Annotated in this window: 20 protein-coding genes; 13 read left to right on the top strand and 7 right to left on the bottom strand. The window is 55.3% G+C overall.

Translation table 11 applies throughout. The features are described 5' to 3' along the window. Nucleotides 1-260 precede the first annotated feature (260 nt). The 8 genes from KUO20_RS03995 (at nucleotide 261) to KUO20_RS03960 (ending at nucleotide 8,381) form a co-directional block, all read left to right on the top strand. Entirely contained in the window at nucleotides 261-1,121 is an 861-nt protein-coding gene (locus KUO20_RS03995) for an outer membrane protein OmpK (protein ID WP_235041620.1), read from the top strand. A gap of 48 nt (nucleotides 1,122-1,169) precedes the next feature. Then, entirely contained in the window at nucleotides 1,170-2,453 is a 1,284-nt protein-coding gene (locus tag KUO20_RS03990) for a NupC/NupG family nucleoside CNT transporter (RefSeq protein WP_235041619.1), read from the top strand. Nucleotides 2,454-2,539: 86 nt separating this feature from the next. After that, the gene (gene deoC / locus KUO20_RS03985; protein WP_235041618.1) at nucleotides 2,540-3,334 is read left to right on the top strand and encodes a deoxyribose-phosphate aldolase; all 795 of its coding nucleotides are present in this window, start codon (nucleotides 2,540-2,542) and stop codon (nucleotides 3,332-3,334) included. Next, nucleotides 3,334-4,689 (top strand): thymidine phosphorylase, encoded by a 1,356-nt coding sequence (deoA, locus tag KUO20_RS03980; RefSeq protein WP_235041617.1) that lies wholly within the window; start codon nucleotides 3,334-3,336, stop codon nucleotides 4,687-4,689. Before deoC ends, deoA begins: the two co-directional genes overlap by 1 nt. Then, complete coding sequence (locus tag KUO20_RS03975; protein ID WP_235041616.1) at nucleotides 4,686-5,936, top strand: phosphopentomutase; 1,251 nt, start codon at nucleotides 4,686-4,688, stop codon at nucleotides 5,934-5,936. Before deoA ends, KUO20_RS03975 begins: the two co-directional genes overlap by 4 nt. Nucleotides 5,937-5,947: 11 nt before the next feature. Then, on the top strand, nucleotides 5,948-6,673 hold the full coding sequence (deoD, locus tag KUO20_RS03970) for a purine-nucleoside phosphorylase (protein ID WP_235041615.1): 726 nt from the start codon (nucleotides 5,948-5,950) through the stop codon (nucleotides 6,671-6,673). A gap of 12 nt (nucleotides 6,674-6,685) precedes the next feature. Next, nucleotides 6,686-7,123, top strand: a complete 438-nt coding sequence (cdd, locus tag KUO20_RS03965) for a cytidine deaminase (protein ID WP_235041614.1) — start codon at nucleotides 6,686-6,688, stop codon at nucleotides 7,121-7,123. A gap of 133 nt (nucleotides 7,124-7,256) precedes the next feature. After that, nucleotides 7,257-8,381 (top strand): aminotransferase class V-fold PLP-dependent enzyme, encoded by a 1,125-nt coding sequence (locus KUO20_RS03960; protein ID WP_235041613.1) that lies wholly within the window; start codon nucleotides 7,257-7,259, stop codon nucleotides 8,379-8,381. A 67-nt stretch (nucleotides 8,382-8,448) separates the two neighbouring features. On the opposite strand, the gene KUO20_RS03955 is transcribed toward KUO20_RS03960, so the two are convergent. From KUO20_RS03955 to KUO20_RS03945, 3 genes are all read right to left on the bottom strand, one after another. Next, a complete protein-coding gene (locus tag KUO20_RS03955; protein WP_235041612.1) occupies nucleotides 8,449-9,138 on the bottom strand; it encodes a CBS domain-containing protein in 690 nt (229 codons plus the stop codon). A gap of 121 nt (nucleotides 9,139-9,259) precedes the next feature. Continuing rightward, nucleotides 9,260-10,759 carry a hypothetical protein gene (locus KUO20_RS03950; RefSeq protein ID WP_235041611.1) on the bottom strand — a complete coding sequence of 500 codons (1,500 nt, stop codon included), beginning with the start codon at nucleotides 10,757-10,759 and terminating at the stop codon, nucleotides 9,260-9,262. A 130-nt stretch (nucleotides 10,760-10,889) separates the two neighbouring features. After that, a complete protein-coding gene (locus KUO20_RS03945; RefSeq protein ID WP_235041610.1) occupies nucleotides 10,890-13,340 on the bottom strand; it encodes a mechanosensitive ion channel family protein in 2,451 nt (816 codons plus the stop codon). Between the two features lie 127 nt (nucleotides 13,341-13,467). Here KUO20_RS03945 and KUO20_RS03940 point away from each other — a divergent pair, with 127 nt between their 5' ends. Together KUO20_RS03940 and KUO20_RS03935 are read left to right on the top strand one after the other, a co-directional pair. Then, the gene (locus KUO20_RS03940) at nucleotides 13,468-14,478 is read left to right on the top strand and encodes an amidoligase family protein (protein WP_235041609.1); all 1,011 of its coding nucleotides are present in this window, start codon (nucleotides 13,468-13,470) and stop codon (nucleotides 14,476-14,478) included. A 43-nt stretch (nucleotides 14,479-14,521) separates the two neighbouring features. After that, a complete protein-coding gene (locus KUO20_RS03935; protein WP_235041608.1) occupies nucleotides 14,522-15,214 on the top strand; it encodes a gamma-glutamyl-gamma-aminobutyrate hydrolase family protein in 693 nt (230 codons plus the stop codon). 5 nt (nucleotides 15,215-15,219) lie between these two features. Here the strand turns inward: KUO20_RS03935 and tpx are convergent, their stop codons facing one another. Beyond that, entirely contained in the window at nucleotides 15,220-15,720 is a 501-nt protein-coding gene (gene tpx, locus KUO20_RS03930; protein ID WP_235041607.1) for a thiol peroxidase, read from the bottom strand. A 163-nt stretch (nucleotides 15,721-15,883) separates the two neighbouring features. Between tpx and KUO20_RS03925 the strand changes: the two genes are divergently transcribed. Next, nucleotides 15,884-16,600: a glutamine amidotransferase gene (locus KUO20_RS03925; RefSeq protein WP_235041606.1), complete on the top strand. Its 717-nt coding sequence runs from the start codon at nucleotides 15,884-15,886 to the stop codon at nucleotides 16,598-16,600. A 16-nt stretch (nucleotides 16,601-16,616) separates the two neighbouring features. On the opposite strand, the gene nfi is transcribed toward KUO20_RS03925, so the two are convergent. Together nfi and KUO20_RS03915 are read right to left on the bottom strand one after the other, a co-directional pair. Continuing rightward, nucleotides 16,617-17,306: a deoxyribonuclease V gene (gene nfi, locus KUO20_RS03920; RefSeq protein ID WP_235041605.1), complete on the bottom strand. Its 690-nt coding sequence runs from the start codon at nucleotides 17,304-17,306 to the stop codon at nucleotides 16,617-16,619. A gap of 149 nt (nucleotides 17,307-17,455) precedes the next feature. Next, the gene (locus KUO20_RS03915; RefSeq protein WP_235041604.1) at nucleotides 17,456-19,177 is read right to left on the bottom strand and encodes a DEAD/DEAH box helicase; all 1,722 of its coding nucleotides are present in this window, start codon (nucleotides 19,175-19,177) and stop codon (nucleotides 17,456-17,458) included. 531 nt (nucleotides 19,178-19,708) lie between these two features. Between KUO20_RS03915 and KUO20_RS03910 the strand changes: the two genes are divergently transcribed. Continuing rightward, nucleotides 19,709-19,906 (top strand): CsbD family protein, encoded by a 198-nt coding sequence (locus KUO20_RS03910; RefSeq protein WP_235041603.1) that lies wholly within the window; start codon nucleotides 19,709-19,711, stop codon nucleotides 19,904-19,906. Nucleotides 19,907-20,017: 111 nt separating this feature from the next. Continuing rightward, nucleotides 20,018-20,500 (top strand): PRC-barrel domain-containing protein, encoded by a 483-nt coding sequence (locus KUO20_RS03905; protein WP_235041602.1) that lies wholly within the window; start codon nucleotides 20,018-20,020, stop codon nucleotides 20,498-20,500. 166 nt (nucleotides 20,501-20,666) lie between these two features. On the opposite strand, the gene KUO20_RS03900 is transcribed toward KUO20_RS03905, so the two are convergent. Continuing rightward, nucleotides 20,667-21,659, bottom strand: coding sequence for a glutathione S-transferase family protein (locus tag KUO20_RS03900; protein ID WP_235041601.1), 993 nt, complete (start codon nucleotides 21,657-21,659; stop codon nucleotides 20,667-20,669). Nucleotides 21,660-21,748 lie beyond the last annotated feature (89 nt).

Here is a 21,748-nt window from a genome sequence, read left to right as displayed (position 1 = left end):
TATTTACTGACGGCTTTTGATTCTATGCTGAGCGAGCATCGGCGTCATCGCCACAGGCTTATTTTCACGAACACGACGAATTTTTATGCTTCGGCGTCCTAAGCAAAAGAAATACTAACGGCAGGTAGTATAACGCTTGCAAATCCGCGTTATAAAAATAACACTAAATGTTATAATTTTAACATTAACGCCAGCCCGCACGACCCTAACCTCGGATAGCCAACCTTTATGGCTCCGCAATAACTTTTATTGAGGCTTTCATGACTACTCGTACACGCTCTTGTACACCCTCTCGCACCTTGCCTCTTATTCCGCTGGGCGCTGGCGTAGCTGGAATATTAGGCGCGACTTTTGCCACGCCGCTATTGGCAGACACTGCTCAACCTAACTCTCTTAATCCGCTCTGGTCCTTTGCTAACGTCTCCGTTAACTACCTGGACTGGTCGAATGGCACCGAAGCCCGCACGGCCTCTAACGCGGCAAAAAGCGACTTTATGTTTCTCGAAATCGAAGGCGGCGCTGGCTTTAGCTGGGGCGAGTTTTACGGTTTTTTTGATTTCGAGAACCCGACCAACGACCAGCTTGATGAGTCCAGCGGTGGCAAAGACAACTTTCGCACCGCGGGCAAGCTAACCTCGCATATTTATTTAGGCGACAGCCCGCTGTCAATTTACGCCCACCTGTATGACTTTCGCGACTACGGTTTTGAAAGCCGTGAGCAGGACCAGGTGTTGGGTTTAGGCTACCGCACTACGTTTGCTAACGGTCTATGGTTTAAACCGTTTATTGGTGCTGCTCGCGTGCAAAGCGACGGTTACACCGGCATGAACGGTTACATGGCAGGCTGGGTGGCGGGTTATGATTTCACTGCACTCAATCAGAACTTCAGCGTGACCAACTGGCACGAGCAAACGTTTGGCCGTGATGACGAGTATTTGGAACAGAACTATGTGGGCGCTTCCGCAGGCAGCGTAGGCACCAACGGCGCCTTAAGCCTCTGGTGGCACCCGAGTGACTTGATCACTACCGGCATTCAGTATCGCTATTCAGACAATAAGCTGGGTACTCCCAACGATTATCAAAATGCGATGATTTACTCCGTCAAGCTCAACTTACTCTAAGCTTCTGTAACCCGCGCGCCTAACCTCGCGTACTCGAAGGATCCCCTTATGACACTCCTTATGAGCTTGGTAGGCATGGTCACGCTGGTGGCCATTGCTCTGATCTTTTCTTACGACCGTAAATCTATCCGCCTGCGCACCGTACTGGGCGCGTTCGCTATTCAAGCCGGCATTGGCGCCTTTGTACTGTATGTGCCCTTCGGCCAGACAGTGCTGCAAGCTATATCGAGTGGCGTTAGCCAAATATTGGTCTATGCCAACGACGGTATTGGCTTTCTGTTTGGTGGCTTAGCCGACGTTGATAACGTCGGCTTTGTGTTTGCCATTAAAGTGCTGCCGGTGATTATCTTCTTCTCGTCACTGATTGCCGTGCTGTACCACATCGGCATTATGCAGTGGGTCATCCGCATCTTGGGTGGCGCGCTACAAAAAGCGCTTGGCACCTCACGCACCGAATCTCTTTCCGCCACCGCGAATATTTTTGTTGGTCAAACGGAAGCGCCGCTTGTGGTACGCCCGTTTATCGCCCGCATGACGCCTTCACAGCTGTTTGCGGTGATGTGTGGCGGCCTAGCCTCGGTGGCTGGCTCAGTACTGGCGGGGTACGCCGCGCTGGGCATTCCCATGGAATACCTGGTAGCAGCATCGTTCATGGCCGCCCCCGGCGGGCTGCTGTTTGCCAAGCTGATCATGCCGGAAACGCAAGACGTCACGGATAGCGACAGCGTCTCCAAAGTGGAAGAAGAAATTGACGCTCAAGAAGACAAGCCTGCCAACGTGCTAGACGCCGCCGCCTCCGGTGCTACCTCGGGCCTTATGCTGGCTGCTAACGTGGGTGCTATGCTATTAGCCTTTATTGCGCTAATTGCCTTAATCAACGGCATCCTGGGCGGCATTGGCGGCTGGGTTGGCTTTGAATCCCTTAGCCTAGAAATGATCTTAGGCTGGCTGTTCGCCCCGCTGGCTTTTTTGCTCGGCGTGCCTTGGGAAGAAGCAACGCTGGCAGGCTCATTCATCGGCCAAAAGCTGGTGGTCAATGAGTTTGTCGCCTACATCAACTTAGCGCCTTACATTGATGGGGAACAGGTCGTTGCAGCCACGGGTCAACTAATGACGCCGCACACCATGGCGATTCTCTCCTTTGCGCTATGTGGCTTTGCCAACCTGTCTTCCATTGCGATTCTGCTTGGCGGCCTGGGCAGCATTGCACCCACCCGTCGCAAAGAAATTGCTCGTTTTGGTGTCAAAGCCGTTTTGGCCGGTACGCTTTCCAACTTAATGTCGGCCACTATTGCCGGCTTCTTTATTGCGCTGAGTAGTGCCGCAAGCTAACAGCAGCAAGCACGACACTCTGTAACGGACGCTGCTGTTTTTGATTGCAGTGTCCGTTTTTTCTTTTACCAATTTGCGAGAATTCTATGACCGCGACTGCCTCCCCACAAATCGCCCAAGCCGCCCGCCAAGCACTGACGATGATGGATTTGACGAGCCTGAATGACAATGACACCGACAGCACGATCGAAGCACTGTGCCAGCAGGTGAAAACGCCTTTCGGACATCCGGCCGCGGTATGCGTTTACCCGCAGTTTATTGTTACGGCTCAGCGCGCGCTCACTGCCCACACGCTCAATGATCAGGTCAAGATTGCCACTGTTACCAACTTCCCCCATGGCGGTGACGACATCATGGGCGCTGCCCGTGAAACCCGCGATGCCGTTGCCTCAGGTGCGCACGAAGTGGATGTGGTATTTCCCTACCGCGCGTTAATGGCAGGCGACGAAGAAACAGGACTTGAACTGGTTGAAATGTGCAAAGCCGCCTGTGCTGGCCAGGCGCTACTCAAAGTGATTATTGAGTCTGGCGAACTCAAAGAGCCTGCGTTGATCAAACGCGCCAGCGAACTCGCCATTGAAGGCGGCGCCGACTTCATTAAAACCTCGACCGGCAAAGTCGCCGTTAACGCCACGCTCGAAGCCGCTGAGATTATGCTCAACGCGATTAAGGCCAGTGGTAAAGACGTTGGCTTTAAAGCGGCGGGTGGCGTTAAAACCGCTGAAGATGCGGCCGAATATCTGGCCCTCGCCAGCGACATTATGGGCCCCGCCTGGGTGACGCCCGCGCACTTTCGCTTTGGCGCCTCTAGCCTGTTAGCCAACTTATTAGACACATTGACCGGCAACACCAACGCCGCCCCCATTAACGGAGGTTATTAATGTCAGCCAACGCAATCGAACATGCCCTACTTCCTCAAGAGCTGATTCGCCTTAAGCGCGACGGCCAGCCGCTACCGGCTGAAGAGATTAAAGGTTTTGTGCAGGGCATTGCCGATGACCGCATTAGCGATGCCCAAATTGGCGCCTTCACCATGGCCGTGTTTCTCAACGGCATGAGCCGTAAAGAAGTGGTCGCACTGACCACCGCTACCCGCGACTCCGGCCATGTGATGCAGTGGAGCGACCTAAGCCTGCCCGGCCCGATTGTTGATAAGCACTCTACCGGCGGCGTAGGCGATTTAGTCTCGCTAGTACTGGGACCTTGGGTTGCTGCCTGTGGTGCCTTTGTGCCAATGATTTCCGGGCGTGGCCTGGGCCATACCGGCGGCACGCTGGATAAGCTTGAATCAATCCCGGGATACGACCCTTATCCTGCGCCAGAGCGTTTTCGTGAGGTGGTGAAATCCACCGGCGTTGCTATTATCGGCCAAACGGGCGACCTGGCCCCCGCGGATAAACGTATTTACGGCGTGCGCGATGTGACCGCCACAGTGGAATCTATTCCACTGATTACCGCCTCTATCCTGGGTAAAAAGCTGGCCTCAGGGCTGGATGCGCTGGTGATGGATGTCAAAGTCGGCAGCGGCGCCTTTATGCCCACGCCGGAAAAATCTCGCGAGCTTGCCAAAAGTATCGCTAACGTAGCCACACAGGCGGGCACGCCCACGACTGCCCTGCTTACCGATATGAGCCAGCCGCTAGCACCCTGTGCCGGTAACGCCGTCGAGATCGTTGAGACGCTGGCGCTGCTGCGTGGCGAGCGCCCGAATAGCCGCGTGATGCAGGTAACCCGTGAGTTGGCGGTAGAAATGCTGATTGCTGGCAAACTCGCAGGCTCGCGTGAAGACGCGCTTAAACAGCTTGAAAAAGCGCTGACCTCCGGCGCTGCCGCCGAAGTATTTGCCCGCATGGTGCGTGAGCTTGGCGGCCCCAGCGACTTTATGGAACGCTCTGATCACTACTTGGCCAAGGCCGAGGTGATTAAACCGGTGTACGCCGAGCAAGCAGGCATCGTACAACGCATTGATACCCGCGCAGTGGGTATGAGCGTGGTAGAACTGGGCGGTGGTCGCCTGCGTAACGACGCAAGCGTTGACCACAGCGTAGGCTTCACGGGGATCGTCGAAATTGGCGATAGCGTGGATAGCCAGCGCCCCATCGCCATGGTTCATGCCCGTGATGACGCCGCCGCCGAGCGTGCCGCTGAACAACTGCGCGCAGCGTTTACGATTGACGAAGGTGCGGCCAGCGCCGACACCCTACTGCAAGACACGTTCCGTGGAGAAGCCTCATGAGCCGCGCGATTGTAATCGTCCTTGATTCTTTTGGAATTGGCGCCGCCCCGGATGCCGCCACCTTTGGCGACGAAGGCGCTGACACCCTGGGCCACATCGCCGCCGCCTGCGACCGTAATGAGGCCGATAACGCCCACCGTTCAGGGCCACTCAAGTTGCCCAACATGGCCAAGCTTGGCCTGTTTCATGCCCACCGCGATGCCACCGGCAGCGTGGCCGAAGGAGTAACGCTACCGGAAAGCCTGGAGGGTGCTTACGCCCACGCTAAAGAAATTTCCAGCGGTAAAGACACGCCCTCCGGGCACTGGGAAATTGCTGGCGTGCCGGTGCGATTTGACTGGGGTTACTTCCTCGATAAAACCGACAGCTTCCCGCTGGAACTGCTCGACGCCATCGTTCAAGAAGCGGATCTTACCGGCGTGATTGGCAACTGCCACGCGTCAGGCACCGAGATCATCGCACGCCTGGGTGAAGAGCACGTCGCCACGGACAAGCCGATCGTTTACACCTCGGCAGATTCGGTATTCCAGATTGCTGCTCACGAAGAGTATTTTGGTCTGGAACGGCTTTATAAGCTGTGTGAGAACGTGCGCGCACTGCTTGAGCCCTACAACATTGGCCGCGTCATCGCCCGCCCGTTTGTGGGTGAGGACAGCAAGACCTTTGCCCGTACCGGCAATCGCCGCGACTACAGCGTTGAGCCGCCGGCCGCCACGGTGCTGCAAAAGCTCGCCGATGCCGGCGGCGAAGTAGTGTCTATTGGCAAAATCGCCGACATTTACGCGCACTGCGGCATTACCCACAAAGTAAAAGCCAGCGGCCACGATGCGCTGATGGATGCCACGCTCAGCGAGATCAAGCGTACCAGTCAGCGTGACGTTGGTGAGCGCGCTATGATCATGGCCAATTTTGTCGATTTTGACTCGGTGTACGGCCACCGTCGCGACGTGCCCGGCTACGCCGCGGCGCTTGAAGATTTTGATGCCAAGCTGCCCACCCTGCTGGCGGCACTCAGTGACGATGACCTGCTGATTTTAACTGCCGATCACGGCTGCGACCCAAGCTGGCACGGCACCGAGCACACCCGCGAATACATTCCGGTTCTGGTGCATGGCCCAGGCTTCACTCCCGGCCCGCTGGGTGCGCGCGACACCTTTGCAGACATTGGCCAAACCTTGGCCGACTTTTTCCTGCTACCGGCCATGGCCGATGGCGAAAGCTTTCTTCCTGACGCCACTGCCGCTTAAAGGAGACCTTTATGGCAACCCCACACATTAACGCCGCCCCCGGTGACTTCGCCGACACCGTTCTAATGCCCGGCGACCCGCTGCGCGCCAAATACATCGTCGACACCTATTTGGAAGACGTTCGCCAGGTTAACGATGTTCGCAACATGTTTGGCTACACCGGTACTTATAAAGGCCGCAAAATTTCTGTGATGGGCCACGGCATGGGCATTCCGTCGGTCTCCATCTATGCCAAAGAACTGATCACCGACTATGGCGTGAAATCACTGATTCGCGTGGGTTCCTGCGGCGCGGTTCGCGACGATGTTAACGTGCGCGATGTGGTCATTGGCATGGGCGCCAGCACCGACTCCAAGGTCAATCGCATGCGCTTTAATGACCACGATTTCGCCGCAATTGCGGACTTTGACCTGACGCTGCACGCGGTGGCCGCCGCCAAGGCTCATAACGTGCCGGTAAAAGTCGGCAATATGTTCTCAGCTGACCTGTTCTACAACCCGCAAACTGAGATGGCCGAAATGCTGAAGCGTTACGGCATTGTCGGCGTTGAGATGGAAGCCGCTGGCCTCTACGGCGTGGCCGCCGAGTTTGGCGCCCGCGCCATGACGATCTGCACCGTCTCGGATCATATTTTGAAGGGCGATTCGCTCTCCAGCGCTGATCGCCAAACCACTTTCGACGATATGATGCTGATTGCGCTAGACACCGTGTTGCGCGACGACGCAGCGCGCGCTTAGGAGAAAGTGCTCATGAGTCAACGTTCTGATGAGTTAATTACAGCAGAGATCGTTTCAGAAGAAATCGTTCAACAGCTGCTAAGTGCGCAAGCCAATGCCTATGCACCCTACTCGAACCACCCGGTAGCGTCGGTGATGGTGACGCCGGATGGCCAGCAGTTTGCTGGCAGCAACGTGGAAGTAGCGCACTACAAAGGCCTATGTGCCGAAGCATCGGCTATTTCAGCGATGGTCACCGCAGGGCAGCGCCATCTCGCGACCGTGTACGTGATGGGGCCAGGCGATCATCTGTGCACGCCTTGCGGGGACTGCCGACAGCGTATTCGCGAGTTCGCGACGCCAGCAACGCAAATCAAGGTACTTTCCGCTCGCGGCGAGCTGATGAAAACCTACACCATGGAAACCCTGCTGCCCGACGCCTTCGGCCCCGAGCAGTTGCCACCGCGTTAATTCCACCTGCACGGCATTAAGAACCAGCCCCTTCGCGGGCTGGTTTTGTGCGTTTATTGCTCGTACTCTTAGTGATGATGACTTATCGATGATGAAGTGTGCCGCTTAGAGCACATTCCCCTTGGAGAACGCCATGGCTGGTTTACTGCCCAACGTCGATCCCGACGGCTTGCTTGAGTACTCAGTGGTCTACACAGACCGCTCGCTAAATCATATGTCGCAGCGGTTTCAAGGCGTGATGCGCGATATTTCTGCCACGCTGAAAGAAGTCTACAGCGCTCACTCGGTGGCCATTGTGCCCGGTAGCGGGACCTTTGGCATGGAAGCGGTAGCGCGTCAGTTTGCGCTTGATCAGAAAACCCTGGTCATCCGCAACGGCTGGTTTAGCTATCGCTGGACGCAAATTATTGAGATGGGTCGCTTAACCGATCAGCACACGGTGCTTAAAGCGCGGCGACTTAATGCAGATGATGCGACTGCGCCTTTTCAGCCGGTGCCCATTGATGAAGCCGTAGCGCAGATTCTTAGTGAAAAACCTGCTGTCGTATTCGCCCCGCAGGTGGAAACCTCGGCTGGCTTGTTGCTGCCGGACGACTATATCCAGGCGCTTGCAGAGGCCACTCACGAAGTGGGCGGTTTGTTTGTGTTAGACGCCATCGCCGCTGGCACGCTATGGGTAAATATGCAGACGCTCGGCATTGACGTGGTGGTAAGCGCCCCGCAGAAAGGCTGGAGCGGCTCACCCTGCTGCGCGATGGTGATGCTCTCAGAGCGCGCCACACAGCGATTAAGTGAGACGCAGAGCAACAGCTTTGCCTGCGACTTAGCGAAGTGGCACAGCATCATGCAGGCCTATGAAAACGGCGGCCACGCTTATCACGCCACCATGCCGACCGATGCCTTGCGACAGCTGCGTGGCATCATGCAGGAGACCCGCGATTATGGCTTTGCCAAGGTAAAAGAGGAGCAGCAAGCGATTGGGCATGACGTCCGCGCCATGCTGAAACGCCACGGCTTTGTTAGCGTTGCCGCTGAAGGCTTTGAGGCACCGGGCGTCGTGGTTTGTTATAACAACGATAGCGGCTTAGTGGGCAAACTGGCCCAGGCGGGCATTCAAGTAGCCGGCGGCGTGCCGCTGATGTGCGATGAAGGCGATAATTTCCAGACCTTCCGTATTGGCCTGTTTGGGCTTGATAAACTTCATCACACCCAGCGTAGCGTCGATAGCTTAGAGCAAGCGATTAAATCAGTGGTCTAACACAACAATGCCCGCCGTTAAGGACGACGGGCATGTTCTACGACCAGTGATATCTTGGCAAAATGTACTACGAATAACCGAAGCCGCGCGGCATCATGCCTAGGTGATTGTCGACCCGAGTCACCCCGGCAACGTTTTCTGCCGCAACGGCTGCTGCTTGCTTCTGCTCTAGCGACTCAACTAGCCCCCAAAGCTCCACCGCACCGCCGTTGACGATCACGCTAATGTTTCCCGTCTGCACACCGGTGTTATGCTCAACTTCTTTTAAAATAGCCTCTCGAATGTGTCGATCATCGGTCGGTGATTGGGTCGGTGCCACTGCCGCATTAGCAATCCCTTGTAGCAAGTTGGCACGACTGACAATGCCTATCAGCTTATCGCCGCGCACAACGGGCACGCGTTTAATGTGATTTTTTTCTAGCAATCGAGCAATATCGTGAAGGGGTGTGTTCTCTTCCACCGTGAGCGGATTCGGGGTCATCACCTCATGCGCTTTACGGCCATGCTGCTTAACGTAGTCGCCGGGATCTTTGCCCCCGCTGACCAGCGATAACCACCAGGATTGAGGACCGTCATCGTCATTTTTCAGTTGGCGCATCAAATCGCCTTCGCTGACAATTCCGATCACCCGTTGCTCGGCGTCAATAACAGGAACGGCGCTAATGCGGTTATTGATCAGTAGCTGGGCAATGTCACGCACCTCGGCATCGGGGCCCACACTGATCACTTTTGGCGTCATAATATCGATAGCTTGCATGGCTTTTCTCCTTGCGACAGCTTTAAGATGAACCTTAAAGACTGCGCCGCAAACGCAGGTTAACCTGCCCGTCTTTTGAGACTAGTTCGCTCCTCGCTATTTAGCCATACAGTCGCGGCTGTTAACGCTGCTCGCTGTTGTCCTTCATAACATTTTCCTTCATGGCATTGTCCTTCATAGTATTGTTTTTCATGACACTGTTTTTCATGACAGTATTCTCTTCGACTTTTTCAATATCAACAATGCCTGAACGGCTGACCACAACCTTCCAGCGTGCAAGGTAGGGCGAGTCTTCGCTGCCTGTTTCTCGGATAACGAGGTTAAATAAATGGCGTCGTTCAACACTTTCACGCACCGCCTGGCCATCTTTCAAGCGGTATATATGGTGCTTGCCCTTATTCATTAATCGCGTAAGCATCGATATATCGAGATTCAGCGTTTCACGGGTATGCTCGTAGCCGCTTAAAAAACGAGTGGGCGACATACGCGAGCTTGAACGATAGTGCAACACCATTTCTTCACGCTGAGCGACCGTGCGGCGACGCATCTGCTGAATGTCATCGCTTAACGAGGCGAAGCGTTTGTAATCAAACCACTCTAGCTGGCGGCCTACCAGGGCATTACGAGTAGGGTCGAGATACTGACGGCGCCACTTAGGCCGCCCTTTGCGCAGCAGCCGCCAGAGGGTGTTGCGCAAATCGTCTTTGAACACTTCACGCATGGCGTAAAGCAGCGCCATGGCCAGCACAAACAGCGCCGTAATATCGCCCACCACCTCACGTACGCGCAATACACCTAGCGTTACGCACGCCATCACCACCGCCGTCGCCAGCGCCTTAACCGCCTTTTGCTCACCGCCACCCAGCTCTAACGCCTGCTGTTTAAGCGTGATGGGATGCTCGATTAGGCGGCGCAGCAGGCGCATTTTATTCGACATTCGGGTGGGATCAGCCATCACCCGTTCAGCGTTATACTCCTGCTCGCGACGATACTCGTCCTCACGATGGCAGACGCTAATAAAGCGCCGACGGCTTTCGGTAAACTCACCGCCGCGAGGCATGTGTGCGATCAACGCCAACAGCTGCTGCTCAGTGAACCAAGAGAGATAATTATCAATATTAGCAAAGTACTTATATAAGCTTTCATCGCTGGGCTGATTGCGCCGCAGCCGCTTAAGTATGCCATCGCTTAAATCGATCATTTCATTTAGTTGGTCGCGTAAAGCGTTAGCGCTTTCGTGCACCTCACTGTTCTCTTCTCGCTCCTCTTGGCGGGCGTGACGCAGCTTATTAGCACTGGCTAACATCATCTGAGTGGTGCGCTCCATCGCCACTACGTATTGATAAGCATATAAACTCAAACTCAGCCGGTAAGAGTCACTACCCAACCGGTTTCGGCTGGCAAGACGGCTATGCACCAGCGGCAGAAGATATTCGTCACTGTAGTAGGTGCGCGACACGTTAATCGCCGAGTGGTAAAACGCTTCCTCGGAGATTAACTGGGTGCTTAATCCAAGCTCGCCAGGTATGAAAAGGTAAACATCAAGATTATGCGATGTCTCTTCCTTAAGCCGCCGAGTAAGACGCAGCTGAAAGCTATTTTTACGCTCAACGTTGATCACCTACGCTCACTCCCGACGTCCATGCTCACTACGATAATATTGAGAAGTTAAAGCCACATCTCAAGGACCTTCTACATTTAGTGAGCAGGCGCCACTGCATATTTGTATACCAGGCCCGCTATTGCCGTGGCTACTCATCGCCGTGTTCGCCACTGGCGCTGGCATAGGTATTGCTCTGGGGCTCGCCTTGAGCCTGGGGCTTGTGGCGATGTGACGCCGCTCGCTCAGCCGTCTTATCATTTGCCCGTTCATACTCATCTCTTTGCGTTTCTGCCTTCGTAGGCAGTGGCGCGGGCTGGGGCGGCGCGGGTTTTTTACGCGAGCTATCGGTGTCCTCTTCGCCGCTAGCTTCGATGGCAAAGTCAGTACCGGTTTCATCCTGGCGGCGGTCTTCAGAGCGCGCTTCCATACTGACGCTAAGACGCGGGATGCCCAGATCAATGGCCTGAGATTCCATGCGCTGTTTAAGCAGCAGGTTAAATGCACGGGAAACATCCCACTGCATTTCTGGCGCGGTACGAAAACGCATGCGCAGAATAGGACAGCCGTCTTCGAAGCCCTGAACGCCCTGCATCTCAAGCGGTGACCAGATGTAATGGCGCATCATCGGGTCTTTACGCAGCTCCTGCGCGGTCTCTTGCATCAGCGTAATCGCATCGTCGATCTTCATATCGTAGGGAATTCGGATACGCATTAACGCGATGCCGAACTGACGCGACATGTTGTGAATCGATTCGATACGGCTAAAGGTGATGATATGCACCACGCCGTCTAGATCGCGTAACCGCACGGTGCGAAGCGTTAACCCTTCGACCGTTCCCATATGGCTGTTGATCTTGACGAAGTCATCTACCGCCAGCGAATCTTCGATCAAGATAAAAATACCGGTAATCAAATCCTGAACGAGGGTTTGGGCACCGAAACCAATGGCCAAACCGATCACACCCGCACCGGCCAGTAGCGGTGTCACGTTGACGCCTAAGTTGGCCAACCCGGAAATCACCGCAATAATCAAAATGATGACAAAAATGACGTTGCGAATCATCGGCGTAATGGTTTGCGCCCGCGCCTGATTAACGCGCCGCCCGCGCGAACGCGCAGAGGAGGTAAGCGCGCGCTGAATTGCCGTGTCGGCCAGAATCCATACCAGCCACGCCAGCAACAGGGTGGCGCCCAGGCTGACCAGCGCTTGACCAATGCGCGCGCTGGCCACTGCTTGCTGGCCGAGCCCAAACAGTGACCCGCCCCACACCTGCATGGAAAGCTCGGCAAACACCATCCACGAGCAAATATACGCCAACACAAAACCAAACCGCTCTAGGCGCTTACGGTACTGGCTGTAGCGATGACGATGGCGACGCTTCCCCATCCGCTCCGACTGGCGTCGTAGCAGCCCCGTAATGACTAGCGTGAGCACCAGCAGGCTGGCTGAAATGATCGAGCGTGCCAGCGCAGTACCAACGTCGCCAGCGGTAATAAAAATGGCCATCAGAGAGCCACTCACCAGCAGCAACGCGGGAATATGCCATAGGCCGCCCAGCGAGCGAATCATTTCAACGGCCGTACTGGCATCGCGGCGCTGTTTAAACGGGCGATTGCAAATCAGATGGCGCACGGGACGTTTAAATTTGAGGATAAACCGCACGGATAGCAGCGCTGCCAGCATATTGGCAAGCACTGACACTAGGCTCGACAGCTCACTTCCGAGTAGCTCAACCAGGCGCGTGGAGTTAACCGCGTCGCCGAGGGCAATCACTGCCCCAATCACAAACAGACCGCGCAGTGCCTGCTGTTGGAGAAGCTGAACCGCGGTAAAACGATGACCGCGGCTGAAAAATGCCACCACCGTTTCAAACACCACCGACAATGCTCGACCGCACAGGCAAATATACGCCATTACTAATACCATCGTACGGCCGGGGCTATCAGGCAGCACCTGGCCAACCCCTAGCGTTATGGCAAAGGCCAGCGTCCAGGGCAGCATGCGTCGGAAAAAATGTATCGCGAGTAGCCTGCCTTTGGGGTCACGAGGTAGATCCAACGGCCAGTGGCGACGGGTTGCCAGCATGCGCCCTAACGCAATCATCACCACCAGTAGTCCGGTCCAGATGAGCGCCAGCACCGCGCCTTCAGCAACGGCTCGAATGATTTCACCTTGGTCTGCATCATCAGTCAGCGCGCGTAAATCGTCAGCGCCCTGCGCCAATTGGCGCGACCACTCATCAAGGGGAGAGTTACCGGCTTGAGCCTGATCACCAAGGTCGCTTAGCGTATCCGCCAGCGCGCCAAGCAGGCCTTGCCGCACGATACTGTCTTCCTCGTTAGCAGCATCCGCAGTGACCTGCAGCTCGCGCAGCGACGACAGCAGCTGAGTCCGCTGCTCTTCGTTCTCGAGCATGCCGATAACATCGTTTAACGAGCTCTGAAACTCGCTGCTGCTGACGTCGGATTTCTCCTCATCAGCGCCGCCGCCCAAACTTGGCAGGGATACCATCTGCGCCTGGGCCTGCGTTGCAGTCACGCTGATCAGCACAAAGAAGACGATGCTTATTATCGTGTGGATTAACCGGTGCTGTCGCACGCTTTACTCCTGAAAATTGGTCTGAATAGCGTCCTGCTGATTTTCTTCACCTGCATTGAGTACGCTCAGCCTCAACGCGTGTCTATGATAGGCTGAGCACCTAAACGTTCACCTCAAGGATGCCGAGATGACGCTACAAGCTCCGCCCAACCGCTTAAACAGCCATGGAAAAAACCGGCATGTTGGCGTCGAAATTGAATTTGCTGGCCTACCACCCAGCGACACAGCGCTGATCGTACGCGATCTATTTGGCGGGGAGCTTAACGTGGTAAGCCCTCACCGGCTACTAGTAGAAGCTACTCGCTGGGGGACGTTTGGTATCGAGCTAGATACTCAGTACGCGCATCCTGACCAATCCTTGTTTGAAGATCCTAGCGCTCTCGACAACGAATGGGCGCGCCACCGGCACCAACGACGCATTGAGTTTCACCAGAAAACCCGTGAGCTGATCGGCGACATGGTCACTGGTTTAGTGCCGACAGAAATAGTGGTGCCCCCCGTGCCCTGGAATGAACTCGAAGCGCTAGACACGCTATTTGAAGCTCTGCGTGAACATGGTGCGAAAGGCACCGATGCAAGCCTAATGTATGGGTTCGGGCTGCATCTTAATCCGGAAGTAGCGCACTTTGACGTCGGCTATCTGCTCGCCATGCTGCGGGCCTATATGCTACTTGCCAGCTGGCTGCGCGACGACATCAAAATCGACATTACCCGGGAAATACTGCCTCACGCCAACCCCTTCCCTAAAGAATACGTGCTGAAAGTACTCGATAGCCATTATTCCCCCGATCTTGACACGCTGATCGATGACTACCTGCGCGACAACCCTACGCGTAATCGCGAGCTGGACATGTTGCCACTCTTCGCCTATTTACGTCCTGAGCACCCACATGCATTGCTGCATGCCAAGCTCACCAAGTCGCGCCCTACCTTTCACTACCGGTTGCCTAATGCGCAGCTTTCACAGCCTGGCTGGGGCTCGGTAGTCGAATGGAACCGCTGGGTCGAGGTAGAAAAACTCGCCGCCAACCCTGAAGCGCTGCTGGCACGTTGCGCCGAATATATCGCTGCTCAAAACCGGCCGCTGCTAACGCGTGTAAAAGAGAAACTGGGCCACTGGCTTCGCCGTAAGCGTTAGAGCGCTACCTTCTTCACTTTCAAAATAGCGAGTAACTATCGGCATGTCTCGACCGCTTATCGGAATCACAACCTCTGATCAAAAAAGCCAGTTAGCCTGGTGGTTTGATTGGTTTGCCGTTTGGCGCCATGGCGGCCAGCCGCTGCGTCTGTCGCCCGAGCGCGCTCTACCCGATAGCCTGGATGGCTTGATCATTGGCGGCGGTGACGACATACAGGCCCACCTTTACGGCGCAGAGGTACAGCTGAATGTGCGGCTTGACCCCGCACGCGATGAGCTAGAGCTTATGTTGCTGGAACGTTTTATTCCGTTACAAACGCCGGTACTAGGCATCTGCCGTGGGGCGCAATTAATCAACGTGCATCTTGGCGGCACGCTTGACCCTGATATCTACACCACCCATGAAGGCTTAAAGCGACGCCGTACCGTGCTACCCCGCAAAACCGTCGACATTGTCGGGGCTAGCCAATTACACCGCTTATTGGGCGTCACCTGGTGCCGCGTCAACAGCCTGCATCACCAGGCCGTTTATCAAGCCGGTAGCGGCATCGACATTGTGGCTCGCGACCGTGATGGCCTAGTGCAAGGCATCGAGTCTCGTGAGCACGATTTTTTGATTGGCGTGCAGTGGCACCCCGAATGGCTGATTTTTAACCGCCCCCAGCAGCGCTTAATTCGCGCACTGGTGACGGCATCAAAGCGCCATTCTAAACGGTGCGGCAAGCAGTATGAGTAGCTTAACTACTTGAGAACCGCCAGCGCAGCGCTGTAGTCAGGCTCGTTTTTCAACTCGCTCACCAGCTCGCTGTGCAGCACGCGGTTATCGGCATCCAGCACGACGACCGCTCGGGCGCAAAGCCCTTCCATCGAACTATTGCGCAGCGCAACGCCCCAGGCCTCAAGAAACTCGGCGTGACGGAAAGTAGACAGCGTTTCGACGTTATCTAACCCCTCAGCACCGCAAAAGCGCTTAGCCGCAAAAGGTAAGTCGGCAGAAACCACCAATACCACGGTGTCAGCAAGATTAGATGCCAGCTCATTAAAGCGACGTGTGGACATTGCGCAGGTGGGGGTATCGACGCTGGGAATAATATTGAGCACTTTACGCTTGCCTGCGTAAGTCTCGAGCGTGACATCCTGCAGATTCGTATTGGTAAGCGTCATCACAGGCGCCGTTTGGCCTTCAGCGGGCAGCGTGCCAGCGACATCCACAGGTTCGCCTGCGCGGGTAATCTGTTGCATTGCTTACTCCTTGGTTATTCAGCTAAATAGGGTGAGAATCTCTGAGGCCTCACCGACAAGTCCACTAGAAAGCATTCATGATAAGCGTTATCGTCACGCCTTTGCAGACTTGCCGTTAGCGTATTTGTTCAACGCTGCCGGTTTATCTTACTGAGGTTTTGGCATGGCCTGTGTACTAATTGTTAAAACTGGCGACGCTTTTCCAGAAGTGGTCGACCAACATGGTGACTTTGAAACGCTGTTTGAAAAGCAGCTCAGCACCGCCCTGCCAGAGCATTTGACGCTGCGGGTCTGGGATGCTCGGACAAATGCGCCCGCGCCCTCACTGGATACGCTGGCCGCCATCGTGATCACCGGCTCGCACAGCATGGTGAGTGACGCCGAGCCCTGGAGCGAAGCGCTCAAGCCGTGGCTTGAAGAGGCGCTCGCCAAGGATACGCCCATGCTCGGCGTTTGCTATGGCCATCAGCTAATGGCTGCCGCGTTTGGCGGCGTGAGTGACTATCATCCGGCTGGCCGGGAGTCCGGCACGCGCACCGTGCGGCTCACCCAGGCAGGTCAACTCGACCCCTTGTTTCGCCAGCTACCGGAAAGCTTTGCCGCGCACCTTACGCACGCGCAGTCCGTCATACAGGCGCCGCTTGAGTCTACAGTACTCGCCCATAACAGCCACGATGCTCATCAGGCGCTGCGCTACGGACCGCGCCAGTGGAGCGTGCAATTTCATCCTGAATTCACCGCGCCCGTGATGCGCGCCTATCTTGAACGCCAGCGCGCGTCGCTGCGTGACCAGGGCGAAGAGCCCGAAGCGCTACTGGCAAGCGTTGTTGACTGTCAGGCAGCTTCAAGCCTTCTCAAGCGGTTTTTAACCTTCGTATAGCCTTGCTTGCGCAGACTTACGATTTACGCTCATCGCGCCGGGAGGCTAATCGATCTGCCAGGCGCGTTGGTTCAGGCAGCTTAGTGCGGCCTAAGCAGCGCATCATCCAGGCGAGCGAGGTTTCCAGCGACATCCGGTGCCCTGGCGACACATAGACGGGTTTGACCTTAGCGCGGGAGCGCACGACGGCACCGATCGTCTCGGCTCCCGCATAAAGCGGCACCCAGTCGCCGCGCTGCTCGCCCACCTCGGCATGCTTTCCACACAGACGTGACTTGGCAATACCCATCGTGGGTAAATCAAGCCACAGCCCTAAATGCGCCGCCACGCCTAAACGGCGCGGATGAGCAATTCCCTGGCCATCCACCATCACTAACTCAGGTTGCACGCTGAGCATTGCAAAAGCTCCCAGCGCCGCAGGAACTTCACGAAACGACAGCAGGCCGGGAATATACGGCATGCGCGTGGGCTCACGATAAACCACCTGCTCAACCACGCGTAAATCTGGCGCAGTGGCCAGATCCCACTTCAGCACAACCACCGCGGCGCGCGTCGTTTCGCCGCCCTCTTCAAAGCCGATGTCGACGCCGGCGATATGCGAAACCGGCGCTAGCCGATCCGACATTTCTAGCCGCTTAGCCAGCCGTGACTGCAGCGCCCTCGCCTCTCTTGGCGCAAGGTTCCAATCATGTAGCGGTGCGGGCATGGCGTCTTCCTGATATGGCAAAGAATAGCGTGATGAGAGATAGCCAAAGCAACAAAAAAACGCCCCCGCACCAAGGAAGGTGCGGGGGCGTTTTGAGCGTCTCAATTGCCGCTTAGCAGCCGTTGATTAAGCCTTACGTTGATGAAGGCTTAAGCGCGTTCGCGACGACGAATCGGCGCATCGCCTTCGTCACGGCGACGGCGCGGTGCGCGCTCAGCCGGTGCGCTGTCTTCGCTGATTTCTAGCGGACGGCCGGCTACACGAGCACGTGCCATCTTAGCAAGAATCGTTGAAGGCAGGCCGCTTGGCAGCTCAACCACAGAGAAAGCGTTGCGAATATCAATACGACCGATACGCGCGCCTTCAATGCCACCTTCGTTAGCCAAAGCGCCGACTAGCTGGCCCGGTTTAACGCCATCTTTGTGACCAACAGAGACGCGGTAGCGCGTCATGCCTTCGGTCGGGGCGCTGTTGCTAGTACGCTCACGGCGAGCACCCGGCTTACCGGCAGGTGCGCCATCACGCGTCGGGCGCTCTTTACGCGGAGCCTGAAGACGACCAATCGGCGCTTCATCAGCACGCGCCATAGCGGCAAACGCACAGGTCAGCTCAATCGGATCATGGCCTTCTTCAATAAGGCGCTCAATCAAAGCACGCTGTTCTTCGGCACCTTTGGTTAAGGAGGCAAGAACGCGGTGATGGAAGACATCATCGCGATGAGCACGAATAGCCGACTCATCAGGTAGCGGCATTTCAGCCATTTTCTGCCCGGTTGCCTGCTCCATCCAGCCTACTTTGCGGCCTTCACGGAAGCCAGCAAAGGTAATGGCGATACCGCTACGACCCGCACGACCGGTACGGCCGATACGGTGCGTATAGGCTTCTGCATCTTGCGGCAGATCGTAGTTGATGACGTGAGTGATACGCGATACGTCTAGGCCACGAGCCGCAACGTCGGTAGCAATTAACACATCAACCTTGCCACGCTTCAAGCGTGTAATAGTACGCTCACGCAGGCTTTGATCAAGGTCGCCCGACAGACCAGCAGCGTTAACGCCACGCGCAGTCAGCTGCTCAACCAGGGTAGTACAGGCCGCACGAGTACGCACAAAGACGATGGCCCCATCGACCGGCTCGACTTCAAGAATACGTGACAGAGCTTCTAACTTAGCGCCGCCATCGACGCGCACAATGCGCTGCTCGATGTTTTCGCCAGTCGTGGTGCCAGATTCAATCGCTACTTTTACCGGATTAACCAGGTAGCGGTTAACAATGCGCTCGATTTCTGCCGGCAGCGTCGCCGAGAAGAACACGCGCTGTGCATCTTTAGGGGTATCGGCAACCACGCGTTTTACGTCGTCGATAAAGCCCATGCGCAGCATTTCGTCGGCTTCGTCCAGCACTAGTGCGGACAGGCCATCCAGCTTCAGGCTACCGCGGTCCAGGTGATCGATAATACGACCCGGCGTACCCACAACGACCTGTGCGCCACGCTTAAGAGCGCCTAGCTGCTCACGATACTCTTGACCGCCACACAGGGTAGCCACTTCGAGGCCTTTCAGATTTTGGCCATACTTACTAAACGAGGCAGCTACCTGCTGAGCCAGCTCGCGGGTCGGTGCCATGACCAGCACCTGTGGCTCGCGACGCTGGAGTTCCAGGCGCGATAATAGGGGTAAAGCAAACGCAGCCGTTTTACCGGTACCTGTCTGAGCTTGGCCCAGCATATCGCGGCCTTCAAGCAGCGCAGGAATGGTTTGTGCTTGAATCGGTGAGGGTACTAAATAGCCCTGTGATTCAACAGCAGATAGAACGGCAGGCAATAGAGCCAGATCACCGAAGCTCGGCGAGGCGACAGAAGTCGAGGTCATTAATCACACCTTGGTAGGCCGGCAAGTACCGGCAAAAAACATCATAAGCGTCCCTGACTCTGTCATCGCGCAACGACATTAACAAAATGGTCGTTGTCGAAAACAGGCACCGCCGTAGCGGTCGTAGCCATCAATGGAGTCGGAGACGCCGGTCGCACCTAGCATCCGGTTAGCAAACACCGCGTTTGCGGGCCAACCGTTGTGGCGACCTTCTGCGCCGATTTCACCCGTGTGGTGAAATACTGGAGGCGCGCCATCTACACAGCAATGAACATAAAGCAATTGGCTAGATGTTCCCGCAAGCGATACTGCTAATAGTACCTAACTGCTAACTAGTACCTAAGCAAGTAAACGCTTATCGTCGTGATGGAGGGGTCAACACATGCGAGGAGCGCGCATCCTAACACCGCATTTTACTCCTGACCAGCACTTTTAACTTGCACCACATTGAATCAACCATTTGCACTTGTGTACATTTCGTCTAATATATTAAGTGTTCAGTCAAGTTCAAGACTATCAAGGAGTGAGGCGATGAACTGGGATCAGATTGAAGGTAAATGGACAGAAATGAAGGGCAAGGCTCGTTCAAGCTGGGGCGACCTTACTGACGATGAGCTGGATCAAATCGGTGGCAAGAAAGACCAGCTGGTTGGCAAGCTTCAGCAAAAATATGGCCTTGCGCGAGAAGATGCAGAACGTAAAGCCGATGAGTGGGCTGAGAAGCAGTAGCTGACTGATTAGAAGTACTGAGTTTTAAAATGGTCAATTTTTTGTAACATCATTCAGAATATTAATAGGTTAAGCAGCCTATTCCTTATCGTAGCCACATGGAGAGATGCTATGCGTAAAACTATCCTGACAACCGTTATCGGTACCGCCCTATTAGGAAGCGTTGCCATGAGCGCCCACGCGTCAAGCGAGCCGCAGGGCATGTATTCTGCCGACAACATTCTTGACGCAGAGGTTTATTTTGCCGGCGGTTCCGGTGAAGAAATCGGTGAAGTTGAAGATATTCTGTTTGACGAGGAAATGCGTATCACCGCTCTGGTCATTGAAAGCGGTTCAGTGCTCGGATTAGGTGGCCGTGAAATCGTAGTCGGCACCGACTACTTCACCCTCGAAACCGATATGCAAAACGATGGTGATACGGAACACCGCATTCTGGTCAGCGCTAGCCAGGAAGAAGTAGAAGCATTTCCTGCCTACAATCGTGACTGGTGGGAGCAGACTAAAGCTAGCGCCCGCGATGCTTGGCAAACTACCCAGGAAGGCGCACAAAGCGCTTGGCAAAGTACGCGTGAAGCCGTTAATCCTAACGAGTAATTAGGCTAACGCGGCTTCTCATTGGATTTAAGCAAGCTATATAAGCTATTGAGTCTCCAGTGAGAGCCGCTAGTAACAGCAACTCGTTAACAGCAGCACGTTAAAAGGGCCGCCCATTTCACTGGGCGGCCCTTTTTTATTACTGCGCCGCCATTACATTATCCAGCTATTTACGCCTGACACCCTGCCCTGGCAAACGCTCCCGATCATGAGGTCGCTGAAAATCGAGCAGCGGGCCGGCGGGAACAATGCGTGTCGGATTAATCGTATCGTGGCTGTAATAGTAGTGGCGCTTGATATGATCCATATTGACCGTCTCGGCCACGCCCGGCCATTGATAGATTTCGCGCACATAATTGGCCAGGTTGGGATAATCTTCAATACGCTTAAAATTGCATTTGAAGTGGCCGTAATAAACCGCATCGAAACGCACCAGGGTGGTGAAGAGACGAATATCAGCCTCAGTTAACCACTCCCCTGCCAAATAACGCTGAGTGCTTAGGCGCACCTCCATGCGCTCCAGCGCTTCAAATAGCGCTTTCACATGCTTTTCATAAACGTCCTGCTCGGTGGCAAAGCCTGACTTATAAACGCCGTTATTGATGTGGTCATACACATCGGCGTTGACTTCATCTATTACGCTACGCAGATCCAAGGGATAAAAATCTAAATCGTTGCCAGTAAGCTCATCAAAGGCATGATTAAACATGCGCAGCAAATCCGCAGACTCATTATTGATGATAGCGTTACGCTGCTTATCCCACAGCAAGGGAACGGTGACTCGGCCAGTGTAGTGCGGGTCGGTCATCGTGTAGAGCTGGTGATGAAAGTCGATGCCATTGATTGGATCGCCGCTGGCGCCCTCATCCTGGCGATAGGTCCAACCATCCCCCAGCATCAGCGGGCTAACATGCGACGTGCCAATAAGCGGCTTCAACCCTTTTAGCGCACGCATAATTAAAGTGCGGTGCGCCCAAGGACACGCAAGGGACACATATAAATGATAGCGATCGTTGGCGGCTGGGTAGCAGCGACCGTCTGTTTCCGGCTGGTCGCCCACCCAGTCGCGCAGCTTGGCTGATTCACGCACGAATTCACCACTATTCTTTTTGGTGTCGTACCACTGGTCGTGCCACTCGCCATTTATTAATAGTCCCATGGGGGCGCCTTCTGAAAGTGTCTTCAGGTAATGGACACATTACCTTGCCGCTATTCAGCTTACCCCTGTACCTGGGATGCTCAAGCGGA

The sequence above is a fragment of the Vreelandella profundi genome, from assembly GCF_019722725.1.
GTDB classification, from domain to species: Bacteria; Pseudomonadota; Gammaproteobacteria; order Pseudomonadales; family Halomonadaceae; genus Vreelandella; species Vreelandella profundi.
Note: the sequence above shows the minus strand (reverse complement) of the source record. Positions and strands in the feature narration are given on the sequence as shown.

Excerpts from the sequence above, each read along its gene's own strand:
- tpx (WP_235041607.1), bottom strand. The coding sequence starts at position 15,720 with ATGCAACAGATTACCCGCGCAGGCGAACCTGTGGATGTCGCTGGCACG.
- nfi (WP_235041605.1), bottom strand. The coding sequence starts at position 17,306 with ATGCCCGCACCGCTACATGATTGGAACCTTGCGCCAAGAGAGGCGAGG.
- KUO20_RS03975 (WP_235041616.1), top strand. The coding sequence starts at position 4,686 with ATGAGCCGCGCGATTGTAATCGTCCTTGATTCTTTTGGAATTGGCGCC.
- KUO20_RS03925 (WP_235041606.1), top strand. The coding sequence starts at position 15,884 with ATGGCCTGTGTACTAATTGTTAAAACTGGCGACGCTTTTCCAGAAGTG.
- KUO20_RS03910 (WP_235041603.1), top strand. The coding sequence starts at position 19,709 with ATGAACTGGGATCAGATTGAAGGTAAATGGACAGAAATGAAGGGCAAG.
- deoC (WP_235041618.1), top strand. The coding sequence starts at position 2,540 with ATGACCGCGACTGCCTCCCCACAAATCGCCCAAGCCGCCCGCCAAGCA.
- KUO20_RS03905 (WP_235041602.1), top strand. The coding sequence starts at position 20,018 with ATGCGTAAAACTATCCTGACAACCGTTATCGGTACCGCCCTATTAGGA.
- cdd (WP_235041614.1), top strand. The coding sequence starts at position 6,686 with ATGAGTCAACGTTCTGATGAGTTAATTACAGCAGAGATCGTTTCAGAA.
- deoA (WP_235041617.1), top strand. The coding sequence starts at position 3,334 with ATGTCAGCCAACGCAATCGAACATGCCCTACTTCCTCAAGAGCTGATT.
- KUO20_RS03915 (WP_235041604.1), bottom strand. The coding sequence starts at position 19,177 with ATGACCTCGACTTCTGTCGCCTCGCCGAGCTTCGGTGATCTGGCTCTA.
- KUO20_RS03955 (WP_235041612.1), bottom strand. The coding sequence starts at position 9,138 with ATGCAAGCTATCGATATTATGACGCCAAAAGTGATCAGTGTGGGCCCC.
- KUO20_RS03900 (WP_235041601.1), bottom strand. The coding sequence starts at position 21,659 with ATGGGACTATTAATAAATGGCGAGTGGCACGACCAGTGGTACGACACC.
- KUO20_RS03960 (WP_235041613.1), top strand. The coding sequence starts at position 7,257 with ATGGCTGGTTTACTGCCCAACGTCGATCCCGACGGCTTGCTTGAGTAC.
- KUO20_RS03995 (WP_235041620.1), top strand. The coding sequence starts at position 261 with ATGACTACTCGTACACGCTCTTGTACACCCTCTCGCACCTTGCCTCTT.
- KUO20_RS03935 (WP_235041608.1), top strand. The coding sequence starts at position 14,522 with ATGTCTCGACCGCTTATCGGAATCACAACCTCTGATCAAAAAAGCCAG.
- deoD (WP_235041615.1), top strand. The coding sequence starts at position 5,948 with ATGGCAACCCCACACATTAACGCCGCCCCCGGTGACTTCGCCGACACC.
- KUO20_RS03990 (WP_235041619.1), top strand. The coding sequence starts at position 1,170 with ATGACACTCCTTATGAGCTTGGTAGGCATGGTCACGCTGGTGGCCATT.
- KUO20_RS03940 (WP_235041609.1), top strand. The coding sequence starts at position 13,468 with ATGACGCTACAAGCTCCGCCCAACCGCTTAAACAGCCATGGAAAAAAC.